The 12,187-nt window shown below is 37.6% G+C and carries 10 protein-coding genes and 1 tRNA gene; 5 read left to right on the forward strand and 6 right to left on the reverse strand.

Features of this window, described 5'->3' with window-relative positions; translation table 11 throughout:
* Positions 1 to 343 precede the first annotated feature (343 nt).
* From WKH12_RS00420 to WKH12_RS00430, 3 genes are all read right to left on the reverse strand, one after another.
* Positions 344 to 1,864 carry an HlyD family type I secretion periplasmic adaptor subunit gene (locus WKH12_RS00420; protein ID WP_434732365.1) on the reverse strand — a complete coding sequence of 507 codons (1,521 nt, stop codon included), beginning with the start codon at positions 1,862 to 1,864 and terminating at the stop codon, positions 344 to 346.
* A gap of 207 nt (positions 1,865 to 2,071) precedes the next feature.
* A protein-coding gene (locus tag WKH12_RS00425; RefSeq protein WP_434732009.1) for an IS630 family transposase occupies positions 2,072 to 3,086 on the reverse strand; the annotation gives its coding sequence in 2 pieces (ribosomal slippage) (positions 2,072 to 2,620 and positions 2,622 to 3,086; 1,014 coding nt in all).
* 575 nt (positions 3,087 to 3,661) lie between these two features.
* A complete protein-coding gene (locus WKH12_RS00430; protein ID WP_434732366.1) occupies positions 3,662 to 5,806 on the reverse strand; it encodes a transketolase family protein in 2,145 nt (714 codons plus the stop codon).
* Positions 5,807 to 5,919: 113 nt separating this feature from the next.
* Here WKH12_RS00430 and rpsD point away from each other — a divergent pair, with 113 nt between their 5' ends.
* From rpsD to iscX, 3 genes are all read left to right on the forward strand, one after another.
* A complete protein-coding gene (rpsD, locus tag WKH12_RS00435) occupies positions 5,920 to 6,534 on the forward strand; it encodes a 30S ribosomal protein S4 (RefSeq protein WP_096616967.1) in 615 nt (204 codons plus the stop codon).
* 10 nt (positions 6,535 to 6,544) lie between these two features.
* A tRNA-Leu gene (locus tag WKH12_RS00440) sits at positions 6,545 to 6,631 on the forward strand.
* A 30-nt stretch (positions 6,632 to 6,661) separates the two neighbouring features.
* Positions 6,662 to 6,856 (forward strand): Fe-S cluster assembly protein IscX, encoded by a 195-nt coding sequence (gene iscX / locus WKH12_RS00445; RefSeq protein WP_253308941.1) that lies wholly within the window; start codon positions 6,662 to 6,664, stop codon positions 6,854 to 6,856.
* 617 nt (positions 6,857 to 7,473) lie between these two features.
* On the opposite strand, the gene tnpC is transcribed toward iscX, so the two are convergent.
* Together tnpC and ltrA are read right to left on the reverse strand one after the other, a co-directional pair.
* On the reverse strand, positions 7,474 to 8,841 hold the full coding sequence (tnpC, locus tag WKH12_RS00450; RefSeq protein ID WP_434732367.1) for an IS66 family transposase: 1,368 nt from the start codon (positions 8,839 to 8,841) through the stop codon (positions 7,474 to 7,476).
* 49 nt (positions 8,842 to 8,890) lie between these two features.
* Positions 8,891 to 10,225: a group II intron reverse transcriptase/maturase gene (gene ltrA, locus WKH12_RS00455; protein WP_434732368.1), complete on the reverse strand. Its 1,335-nt coding sequence runs from the start codon at positions 10,223 to 10,225 to the stop codon at positions 8,891 to 8,893.
* A 336-nt stretch (positions 10,226 to 10,561) separates the two neighbouring features.
* Here ltrA and WKH12_RS00460 point away from each other — a divergent pair, with 336 nt between their 5' ends.
* Together WKH12_RS00460 and WKH12_RS00465 are read left to right on the forward strand one after the other, a co-directional pair.
* Positions 10,562 to 10,744 (forward strand): hypothetical protein, encoded by a 183-nt coding sequence (locus tag WKH12_RS00460; protein WP_434732369.1) that lies wholly within the window; start codon positions 10,562 to 10,564, stop codon positions 10,742 to 10,744.
* Positions 10,734 to 11,732: an ankyrin repeat domain-containing protein gene (locus WKH12_RS00465; protein WP_434732370.1), complete on the forward strand. Its 999-nt coding sequence runs from the start codon at positions 10,734 to 10,736 to the stop codon at positions 11,730 to 11,732. The genes WKH12_RS00460 and WKH12_RS00465 overlap by 11 nt, the downstream gene beginning before the upstream one ends.
* 23 nt (positions 11,733 to 11,755) lie before the next feature.
* On the opposite strand, the gene WKH12_RS00470 is transcribed toward WKH12_RS00465, so the two are convergent.
* Positions 11,756 to 11,965: a hypothetical protein gene (locus WKH12_RS00470; protein WP_434732371.1), complete on the reverse strand. Its 210-nt coding sequence runs from the start codon at positions 11,963 to 11,965 to the stop codon at positions 11,756 to 11,758.
* Positions 11,966 to 12,187 lie beyond the last annotated feature (222 nt).

A 12,187-nucleotide genomic window follows, 5' to 3' on the forward strand; every position in this document is an offset into this window, starting at 1 on the left:
TACTTTAAGTAAATTCTATAATAAGTTTAATAGTGTCTGTTACTGCTAATAACCCTCTAGCCTCACATCTAAAAGCAGTAACAGACACTATTAAACTTTATGACAAGTTTATAATTTGCAAGATCAAAATCTTACAAGTTCCTTTATTTTATTATACATTGCAGTTTGTTAATTAACTTTTAATGCCTATGGTAGCATTTACAGCTTGGACCAAAAGTTTACGCATTATAGAAAATAATTATAAAAAAACACACTATATTTGTATACCATACAAACTTTTTTCATTCTGCATAGCTGAGTTACTAGATTCTGTAAACGAAATCTTTAGAGAAGCCAAATAGAGCTACCTTTCTATAAAAGACCTATCGACTGTTGCAATTATAGGTGTAAACAAGAATGATAAAAGAGTACGGGATTGAGTAACTATGTACACTTCTGCTGGCATACCAGGGTATAGGTATACATTTTTAAATTGAGCAAGCTCTGACTTTGGTATCACCACGCGCACTGAATAATAACGCCCTAGTCTTGGATCATCAAGAGCATCAGGAGAAATATGGCTTACTATACCACTAATTAAACTTAAACGACGTGCACTGTAAGCACTCAGCCGGACTTTAACCTTTAGCCCTTCTAGCCCATCAATAGAGACTATGTTGCTATCTTTCTTTTGTGCTGACAGTACCTCTTCTATGTTTCTGGTCTGAATTTTAGCATCTATTATTAGGTCATCATCCGATGGCACTACGCTCATGATTGGAACTCCAGATTGTATAACACCACCTTCAGTATGGTATCTTATATCTGTGACTATCCCATCTTGAGGAGATTTAATTATTGTACGTGCTAATGAATCTTCAGCAACCATCAGCCTCTCTTTCAAGTCTGCAATAGACGTACTAACTTCCTTAAGTTCAGCGTTTGCTCTTTCTTGAGAATCATTTCTCATGTTTATAATTTCTAATTCATTCTCTCCAATTTTTTGCTGCACTTGAGATATTGCAGAACGGTAATGTCCAACTCTGCCTTCAATTTCAGCAAACTGTTTTTCTAAAGCTAAAATGTGTGGTTTGCTTATATGGCCACTATCAAGTAATTGTCTTTTTGTTTCCAACTCCTCAGTTATCAAGTCATATTGCTTATGAGCTGCATTTAGTTGAAAGTTTAGCCCAGCTAATTCATCATTTAACTGCTTTATACGTTGTTGCAGTATGTCTGTTTTTCCCAATATGCTCTTTCTCTGAGAGTTGAACAACTTTACTTGATTCTTTATCGCTTTATTTACAAGTTCATCGTGAGATAATTTTTTAACCTCATCAGGAAACTCGAGCGTGTCTAAATCTCCTCTGATTGCAATAAGCCTTGCTTCTGTTGCTAAAAATGATAAGAGCTTCTCTTTGATAATACTTAAATTCGCCTTCTCGTTAACATCACTCAACAAAACTAGAGGCTCATCTTTTTTAACTGCTTGGCTCTCTTTGACTAAAATTTTGCTTATTATTCCTCCGCCCAAGTGTTGAACTATTTTCCTATTTGAAGATACAATAACTTCTCCACTTGCATGCACCGCACCGTCAATTGGAGCTATAGCCGACCAAATACCACCTATCCCAAAAAAGATGAGTATTACTACCAGACCAAAAAATAGTGGTCCCCATGTTACTCTCAGAACTTCATTTACGTTATTACTTTCGCGTTTTAAAATAAAATTTATCACTGCATCAATCAATGCAAACGTCTTATCCAAAAATTTTGGGTACTTCTTCTTTTTATTTTTTGCTCCTTGCATATTTATATTATCACTATGGCCAATCAGGCCTGTCAAAGAAAATCCAGCGCTAAGCTTTTTTAACTTACTTATCATAATACTACTGTGAATTTGTGTTAACTCAAGATAACACACAAAAACAAAGAATCTATAATTTAGGCATTCCATTTAGACTGCAGAGCACCAGAATAAACTATTTAGTAACAATTCCTGCATCAACTATGTTTTTAAAATTTTTTGACGTTTAACTTTATTATAACTTTTCCTTTATTTTGTGAATATCTGAGTTACTTATACCAAATCTCATAAATAAGTAGGCAAATAACTCACAGAACAAATGGTTTTGATCGAACTTTCCGTAATATTACGAATGAATGCACATACAGTATCCTCCAATAAACTAACAGAGTCATATATTCTATTTTTAATGAGATTGTCTTTCAAATATTGCCATAAACGCTCTACTGGATTTAACTCTGGTGAATATGGAGGTAAATAGATTAAGGTAATATTTTGTGGTATTTTTAAACCTTTGGATCTATGCCATCCTGCACAATCCACAACAAGAAATGCCTCCCTTGTTCCTAAATATTGTGACATCTGCTCAAGGAATATATTCATACAATCAGTATTGACGTTTGGTACGAATAAGCTAGAACTCTCTCGATTTCTAGGATTAACTGCACTATAGAGATAAAAGTTTTGCCTACCTAATTTTACCTTAACCTGTGTCCTAATGCCTTTTTTAAACCACCCGTGTCCAATCTTTGAATGTGTGCCAAACCGCGACTCATCGAAGAAAAATAGCTCTTTTTCGGGATACGTGACAATAGTTTCATTAAGATTTTTTTTTAAACTCTTCTTGTTTATTTTTATCCTGTTTATTGTGCACAGGCCTTGGAGTAATATACGAAAAACCTAACTTTTGCATCAGTCTATGTGCTGTAGACTTACTTACCTCAATAGAAAACATTTTCTCAATTATGATTTTTAATTTCTTAGCCGTTAGGTTGGCTCCTTCTTCTGCTATGACATTTTTAATTTCTTCTTGCTGCTTGTAGCTCAACTTCGGCTTTACTCCACGTCCTGGTTGTATTTTAAACGCATTGACTCCTCCTTCCTTAAATCTTGTAATCCACTTCATCAATGTAGTTCTAGTAATTCGGTATATTTGAGCAACTTTTGTTATTCCATATTCTTTTGCAGATATTATTGCCTGTAATCTTCTTCCTATCTCTCCTCTTATGCCGTGCTTCTTTAATTCCAGGTTACACTTATTATATAATTCTTCTCCTATTGCTTTACTTTTTCCTGCCATAACTCCCCACTAATTCTTAAATTATTCTATTTTAGAAATTTTTCTTTATTCCTCTATTTATTTTTAGGAATTGGTATTAGCATAGATCCCGCTAACAAGTAGCGGGATGACGGTTGTCGGTGAACCTAAGTTACTTTAGCTACAAACGTTAAGAAATTTACCAAACGAAAAAAAAGGCAAAAGAAGCCCTAGTCATTGTCTACTTTCAGTATTGGCGTTTTTTAAGTCTTAAACACTGCAATTTAGCTGCTTTTAAATGCAACTCACCTTTGTTTAAATGTTTAAGAAATTTACTAAGCAGAAAAAAAGGCAAAGAAATCCCGTGTTAGCTAGTTGTCACTCTCTAATCCTGCAAATTGGCGTACTATACTGTCTTAAACGACTTATAAGCGCGTTTCAGCTTGTGTAGGTAAAAACCTAGAAATGTTGTGAAGACATAAGGTGCACATAGTGCAAAAAATTAAAAATAAGACGCCAACTACGTTGTTTTCTTGCTGTTTAATCTGCACAGATGAAGATAACTGAATACCTTCAGTTTCATGATAAAGAGGCTGGTAGAGTTTGTCAAGTGGTTTCTATTGAATATATACAGTGGAATGATAAAATTCACACACACATTTTACTACGTGATCGGCGCTGATATTAAAATGCTCATAAAGTGTTTTATAAGGTGCTGATTCTCCAAAGCTTTTCATGCCAATAAATATACCGTTTGAACCTATATATTTATGCCAACCCATTTCACTTCCAGCTTCAATTGCAACTTTGATGCTGTCATTATTTAATATCGCTGCTTTATATTCATCACTTTGCTCATCAAAAAGCCTCCAGCATGGCATAGAAACAACCCTTGTACCTATACCCTTTTCCTGCAATTTCTCCCTTGCTTCAACTGCAATTTCAACCTCGGACCCCGTAGCAAATATTGTCACTTTTAATTCTTTTGAACATTCACACAAAATATATGCACCAAGCTTCGATAGATTAGCAGATTGATCGATATCAAAATAGAATTTGCGCATGTAATTGACATTTTGCCTTGAGAGCGCAAACAGTGCAGGTGACTCTTTTTTTTCGAGTGCAATGCTAACACACTCTAGAGTTTCAACTGCATCGGCTGGCCTAAAAACATATAGATTTGGTATAGCACGAAGAGAGGCTAAATGCTCTATTGGTTGGTGAGTTGGGCCATCTTTTCCCACTCCAATTGAGTCATGAGTCATCACATAGATAACCTGCTGTTTCATCAAAGCTGAAAGACGTATAGCAGGACGACAGTAGTCGGAAAATACCAAAAAAGTGCCACCATAAGGAAGAATCGCGCCGTGAAGTGCCATACCATTCATACATGCTGCCATAGCGTGTTCTCTCACTCCATAGTGGACATAAGAACCACTATAATTATTACTATCTATTACCTGCATGTGCTTATATTTAGTGCAATTTGACCCAGTAAGATCAGCAGAACCGCCGATTAATTCCGGCATATGTTGTGTTAAAAGTTCCATTACCATGCCGAAAGAAGAACGTGTAGCTTCGTTTGGCATTGTCTCGTGTATTTGTTTCTTCAAGTTAGCCAAAACATTATCGATATTGTCTGGTAGACGTTTATCTAACCGTCTTTGAAGTTCTTTATTTTCACTGGATTCCAGTGTCAAGCACTGGAATGACACCGAATTGCTGTTATCTGGCAGACGCTCATCTAGTCGCCTTTGAAGTTCTGCATGATATCCTGTCATCCCAGGATTCTCTTCTGTCATCCCAGTGCTTGACACTGGGATCCATTCTTTTTCTTCTTCACTGGTCACATGCTGGAATGACAATGAATTGTAATTTTGTTTTGCTCTCTCAACAGTTTTCATCCAGGCGTTTTTCACATCTTCTGGCACATGGAATGGCTCGTAATTCCAGTTTAATTTCTCTCTCATCTGTTTGATGTCTTCCTCCGAAAAAGCACCACTGTGAGCAGAGGATGTGCCAGCACGGCTTGAAAATTTTCCGATAATAGTTTTGCAGCAGATCATTGTAGGTTTATCAGACTTTTTTGCTTGCTCTATTGCAAGGGATATGGCATCAAAATCATGGCCATCAATTTTGTCAACATTCCATCCATACGCTAAGAAGCGTTTCTCTACATCATCAGAGCAGGAAAGGCAAGTAGCGCCATCTATAGAGATATCATTATCATCAAAAAGGGCTATTAATTTATTCAATTTAAGATGCCCAGCAAGTGATGCTGCTTCATGGCTTATTCCTTCCATAAGACAGCCATCCCCTAGCATTACGTAAGTGTAGTGATTGATTCTGAATTGCTTTTTAAGGATTGATTCAGCAAGTGCCATGCCAACAGCAGCGGCAAACCCCTGACCGAGCGGGCCTGTTGTTGCCTCTACCCCGGAAGTCAAGCCAAACTCTGGATGACCTGGGGTCTTGGATCCCATTTGCCTAAAGTTTTTTAGCTCATCTATGCTAGTATAACCTGTCAAATATAATATTGAGTATAGTAACATTGACCCATGACCGTTTGATAAAACAAAGCGATCTCTATTGAACCATTTAGAATCATCAGGATTATGATTCAGATATTTAGCAAACAAAACAGTTGCAACATCTGCCATGCCAAGTGGCATACCTGGGTGTCCAGAGTTTGCTTTTTGTACTGCATCAATTGATAAAAAACGGATGGCGTTTGCCATAGATTCCAAATGTGAATGATTCATGTGTTAATAGAAAAACTTAAAAATGAAGTATAAAAGATTATATCAGCAAAAACAAGTTGACACTGAGTGCTAAAATCCTTAATAATCTAAAGTTAAATCGTGAGAGTTTTTATATGACAACTGTTATCACTAGAAAGTATAGGATTAGCCGTAGACTTGGTGTAAATTTATGGGGTAGAGCTAAAGACCCAGTAAACAAAAGGAAATACCCTCCAGGTCAACATGGTATTCTTGGATTCAAGAAGTTATCCGACTTTGGTAAGCAGTTTGCTGCGCATAAGAAATTTAAGTTTTACTATGCGATTTCAAGTAAGCAGCTCAGACGTACATTTTTAGATGCTTATAACAGAAGGGGTTATACGGCTGATAATTTTATCGGTATTTTAGAATCAAGGCTCAGTTCTGTTTTATACCACTCTAGTCTTGTGCCAACAATTTATGCAGCGAAGCAGCTCATATCTCATAAGCACGTTACAGTTAATGATAAGGTGGTCAACATATCGAGTTATCGAGTGAAACCAGGTGATATAATAAAAATAAGAGAAAGGGCAGCAAAAATCCCTGTAGTAGTAGAGGCTGAACAAAAACAAGAGCGCAAGGCTCCGGATTATTTAGAGACAGATAGTAAAGAGCATTCAGTGAAGTATTTGAGGTCACCTCAATATTCTGAGGTTCCTTATTCAGCAGACATGGAAGTCAATTTAGTAGTAGAGTTTTACTCTAGATAGATAAAAAAAAGCCCGTGTGGCGGAATCGGTAGACGCAGCGGACTTAAAATCCGTGGGTTTTGCGACCTTGGGAGTTCAAGTCTCCCCATGGGCACCAATTTAACTTAGCAGATAAATACAAAAAAGTATGAAATGGCTTGATATAGAAGATATTGTAGAAGCTCTAGAGGAAAAATTTCCAGATGAGAATATAATTAATATCAGATTCACTGAGCTTAAAAAAAAGGTCTTGAGTTTAGAGGAATTTGATGATGATGAAAAACGCTGTAACGAGAAAATACTCGAAGCCATTCAAGCAGCTTGGATTGAGGAAAGATCTTAACAAATAAGAAATAACTATCGCTATTAAAAGTTAGCGCGTGACGCTGGAATCCAGAAAAAAAAGAAAAATGGATCCCAGTATCAAGTACTGGGATGACAACAAAAAAGAAGGAGTCTAAAATTCGGACACCGTATATCATTCATTTTAGACAATACTGTACTTTTTAAATCTAATTTAAAATTCACTTAGGTTAATAATAATTTAACTAATTACAATTAAAACAGCTAGAAGGTTAATTATGAGGCAAAGATGGCAGCACAAAAATTTTTGGATGGAACGTGATTACGACTTGCCTGACAAGTGCTACGTTGAGATAAATTTTACATAAAAATACTGCTTTTTACGGTGTGAGGCTAGAGGTTTGTAAAGTAGTTAGAAGGTTGTCATCCCAGTGTTAGCTACTTGGATGTAGGGTCGAGAACTGGCGCGCCTACTTTAGGGTTTGGTGGCTGATCCATTGTTTTCACAATAGGCCTCAATCCAAATTCCCATGTTAACGTTTCCAGCTCCCGCCTCGTCAAACGCAGCATGCGGTTTTCCCGCACTACGCTTTCCTAGCAGATTCTTTACCAAAGTTTATCGTAACCGTTCACGGATTGTGAGAATGAATTAAAGAACTAAGCAGTGACAGCTACTAGATTCTGTAGCTTTTGAAAGGGGTTCTGGCCATTTAGACGTGATGTCAAAAATATCGACAACATTCTTTCCACGAATCTTTCTCCACGTTCTGACCAGGTGAAAAAGCTGTTTTTACGATAAATTACGTACCGTCTAATTTGCCGTTCTGCAAGGTTATTAGTTGTTTCTATCACTTCAGGTTTTCTTAAAAACTTCCACATCATATCCTCAGATCGTAACATCTTAGCGGCCATTCTTGAAGCTTGAGTGCTATTTGCAACCCTCGTCATTTTACGTAAAAAATGTTTTACCCTTTTCCGAATTTTTCGCACCAGTCGATAAAATCTCAAATTATCTATCAAATTTTGTTTTTTTGCCTTATCTACTACAAACACCTTATTGCTGAGCGATTTTAGTGCTTGGCCAATTTTGCTCACTTCAACATTTTTACTATGGGCAAATCTCTCAAAATCTCTTGCCAGATGTGCCCAACATATCTGTCTATTTTCACGATTGAAGTAATTGTATACAGCGTATCTATCGCTCACAAATATACCATCATATTCTGGCAGTAAACTCTTCAACACCTTCTTACCACGAGACTCGCTTACCTTCAGAAGTGTCAACGCTTTGTTTGTTATTACCCAACTCCAGCCTCTCTTTCCTTGATTTCTGTGCCCTGTTTCGTCTATATGCAAATACTCGCTTCCTTGCAACTCTTCCTTCATTTTCTCATATTCAGATGCACACTTCTTCGATACCCTGCGTTCAGTATTTGAGACTAAACCAAGGCTTATATTTAGATTAAAAATACTGCCCAAAATTTGCTGTACCTCTCTTTTTGAGTTAATAAAAAAGCCGCTAAGGCTGCTTATAACTGTTTTAGCATTGGGTCCTAGAAAATCTCTTGCAACACCTTCGGGTAAATTTGCTGTAATTCTTTTATTACATACTCTACAATGTCCTCTTTGCAACCTGTACTCAGTTACAATTGGCTTAATTTCTGGCAACTCTGCCTTCTGATGAATAATTTCATCTTCTAAAGTAATCTTACCTCCACACATACAAATTGTATCAATTGTGCATCTCACTACCTCGTCTGCAGCCATTAATTCACGCTTATGCACCTTATGTCCTGGCTGACCTCCTGGTTTTTTATCACTTTTCTTTTTTGCTTTCTTACGATATATATCTCGTGATGGTGGCAGCGATGAATTTTGCGAATTTAAGCCCAATTTGTCTTCTAATTCAACTATTTTTGCTTTCAAGCTATCATTTTCTCTGATCAGTGCTTTTATTTCTTCCTTGAGATTAGGTTTTCTGCTACAACCTTTTCTTGCAGCACTGTTGTCATTTACCCATTCCATATTTAGCTTCCTATCTCTTTACACTTTTATACTTACTTTGTAAACCACCTTATCTCCGTGAACGGTTACAGTTTATCACATATTGTACTGGTGATGCTTTCGGTTTGTAATACCTTATTCTGTAGTCTGAATATAGACCCAGCGTTTTGTATATCCATTCGCTACTCCACTTCTTCCACCCAAACCCTTTCTTTGCTTTCCTGGCTCGCATTAAGTTGCGTCTTACCTTCTTTTCCACCCAATGTTTTACGTAATTGAACTTTCGACCAGAGTTCCCTATCCTAAAGTAGTTTACCCACCCTCTCAATATCGGATTGATGTCATGTATCACTCTTTTTATCGGTTGCGATTTATAGCGCCGAAATATTTCCTTCAACTTGCGTAGCAGGTTTGTTCGTGCTTTCATCTGCGGTGTTTTCCTGACATTCCATTTTCCTTGTCTTGTGATATTCTCTTGAAAATCAAACCCTAGGAAGCTAAATGTTTCTCCTTTCTTTAGGTTGATGACTTTTGTCTTTTCTTCATTTACGCTCACTTCTAGTTTTGCTAATTCTTCTTCCAACCTTCTGTATACTGCTCTTTCTAGCCATTCCCGTTTCGGGTGTTCACTAATCAGTATCACTAAATCGTCTGCCCATCTGGCATATTCCATACGTTGGTACTTTCCTTCTTTGGTCACCTCTTTTGCTTTCTCCAACATTTTATCTACCTCATTTAGGTATATATTGCTTAGTAGTGGCGAAAGTGGTGATCCTTGTGCTATTCCTCGTTTTCCTCCTGTTTTGAGGATTAGCTTAATCATGCGCATGATTTCTTTGTCATTTATTCTTTTGGCAATCTTTTCCATCAGAATATGATGTCGCACATTGTCGAAGTAGGATTTCAGATCTACGTCAATTACTTTTGTATTGCCTTTGATTGCTGCTTCCGTTACTTTTTGTACTGCTTCATGCGCATTACGCTTAGGTCTATACCCGTATGATCCTTTTTGGAAGTCTGATTCGAATATCGGTTCAAGTATTAGCTTCAGTGCTGTTTGCACTATTCTATCCCGGATGCAGGGTATGTTCAACTTTCTGAATTTTCCTCCAGATTTTGGTATTTCCTTCCTCCGGTTCCTATTTGGGCTATAGGTCTTGGTTATTAGTTCGTGTCTTATTTGTTGAAGATACTTTTCTAAGCCTTCTGCCTCTATCGATTCGAATGTCATCCCATCTATTCCTGGTGCCCCATTACTCTTCTTTGTTAGCTTATATGCTTCTTCCAGTGTCTCCATCTTACAGACGTGAACATAGATTCCCCAGAATCGCCATTCCGGTTCTGCTTTCGCTTTGATATATATCTTTCTTCTCAGGTCTTGTAATTTTATTGGCATTTTTATCATTTTTACCTTTACCTTCCTTTTGTTAAAAGATTTCTACTAGCAGGGTGCCTTTGCTCCATGAGCGTTACCTCACTTCTTCACTACTACGCACCCATCTGCCACCCTCTCATCTTCAGTTCACTTCCTGTTTTCCAGTTATAGAACCTACCTCTCCAAGGTATTTCTCCTTGGGATGAGGAGGGCTTCTCCAGTTGCTTTGTATGTCCTCATTGCCATGCCGTTACTAACACCCCGCTGAAGTAGACCTATCGTTTCATTCGTTTTTCGTCTGGTCTATTCTGTCTTCGCCAGTACCAAGATGGCTCGACCTTCAGAATATTCCTTTCGAGGCAATCTGTGTATTCGCTTTCGCTACGGCCTGGTAATTCGCCATTATCCTACGATAATGTTGTCGGTAGGCTTCAACATTTTGGTTTCCCTCCATGCTGCTACCCAAGCTACAGGATTCCGACTTTTATCCTGGTAGGTCTATCTCCTACTGAACAATACTTGCCTTCTCTGGACGCACTTGGCTACTGAAAAAGGTTACATAGAGATAGTAAAAACTCTAATAGAAGGAGAAGGAGATGTCAAAGCGGTAGATAAATATAGGAATACTCCTTTACATTTGGCTGCTAAAAAAGGTCGCATAGAGATAGTAAAAACTCTAATAGAAGCAGGAGCAAATGTTGATGCAATAGATAGAGATGGACGCACTTCCTTACATTTGGCTATTCAATATGGTTGTAAAGAAACAGTAAAAACTCTAATAGGAGCAGGAGCAAATGTTAATGCAGCAGATGAAGATAAACGCACTCCCTTGCATATAGCTACTCAATTTTGCCGTAAAGAGATAGTAAAAATTCTAGTAGAAGCAAGAGCAAATGTTAATGCAGCAGATAAATATGGATGTACTCCTTTACATTTTGCTGAAGATGCAGAGACAGTAAAAACTCTAATAGGAGCGGGAGCAAATGTTAACGCATTAGATAAAGATAAACGCACTCCCTTGCATAATGCCAAGAATGAAGAGACAGCAAAAGCTCTAATAGGAGCAGGAGCAAAGGTTAATGCAGTAGATAAAGATAAATGCACTCCCTTACATATGGCTGCTCGACGTGGTTGCAAAGAGGTAATTGAGACTTTAATAGGCAAAAGAGCAGATCTTTTGTCAAAGAATAATGATAATAAAATTCCGAGCGATTTTGACAAAAATCATTATATAGTTCGGCATGTGAATTTTCTTTTATCTGAAGAAAGAATGAAACGACATGACCAACAGGGTAAAATATCTCTTGTTGCTTTCAGTTTAACAATATTGTTTGGTACTGCTATAACGATAACACTTTTTGCAACTGGAACAATTACAGCTGGGCTATATCCTGTAATAGGAGCAGTAGTTACAGTTGTAGCAGCAGCATTAGCGGTAGCTTATACTACAGTTAGAATGTTAGAACCTAGTACTAAAATGGATGAAACGAAAGAAGCGCAAAACGTAAATGGGAATGTGCAGGAAGTATTTCCTTAATATAATTCCAATTGTGGGATCTCTTATTCCATTTTATCAACAGTTTGTTTTGCAGTATCAAGTGCGTCCAGAGAAGGCAAGTATTGTTCAGTAGGAGATAGACCTACCAGGATAAAAGTCGGAATCCTGTAGCTTGGGTAGCAGCATGGAGGGAAACCAAAATGTTGAAGCCTACCGACAACATTATCGTAGGATAATGGCGAATCACCAGGCCGTAGCGAAAGCGAATACACAGATTGCCTCGAAAGGAATATTCTGAAGGTCGAGCCATCTTGGTACTGGTGAAGACAGAATAGACCAGACGAAAAACGAATGAAACGATAGGTCTACTTCAGCGGGGTGTTAGTAACGGCATGGCAATGAGGACATACAAAGCAACTGGAGAAGCCCTCCTCATCCCAAGGAGAAATACCTTGGAGAGGTAGATTCTATAACTGGAAAACAGGAAGTGAACT

The organism is Wolbachia endosymbiont of Zygogramma bicolorata, from assembly GCF_051130665.1.
Classification (GTDB): Bacteria; Pseudomonadota; Alphaproteobacteria; order Rickettsiales; family Anaplasmataceae; genus Wolbachia.

What these genes read in the sequence shown, in the direction of transcription:
- rpsD (WP_096616967.1), top strand. Translation starts at nt 5,920, where the DNA reads ATGACAACTGTTATCACTAGAAAGTATAGGATTAGCCGTAGACTTGGT.
- tnpC (WP_434732367.1), bottom strand. Translation starts at nt 8,841, where the DNA reads ATGGAATGGGTAAATGACAACAGTGCTGCAAGAAAAGGTTGTAGCAGA.
- ltrA (WP_434732368.1), bottom strand. Translation starts at nt 10,225, where the DNA reads ATGATAAAAATGCCAATAAAATTACAAGACCTGAGAAGAAAGATATAT.
- iscX (WP_253308941.1), top strand. Translation starts at nt 6,662, where the DNA reads ATGAAATGGCTTGATATAGAAGATATTGTAGAAGCTCTAGAGGAAAAA.
- WKH12_RS00420 (WP_434732365.1), bottom strand. Translation starts at nt 1,864, where the DNA reads ATGATAAGTAAGTTAAAAAAGCTTAGCGCTGGATTTTCTTTGACAGGC.
- WKH12_RS00430 (WP_434732366.1), bottom strand. Translation starts at nt 5,806, where the DNA reads ATGAATCATTCACATTTGGAATCTATGGCAAACGCCATCCGTTTTTTA.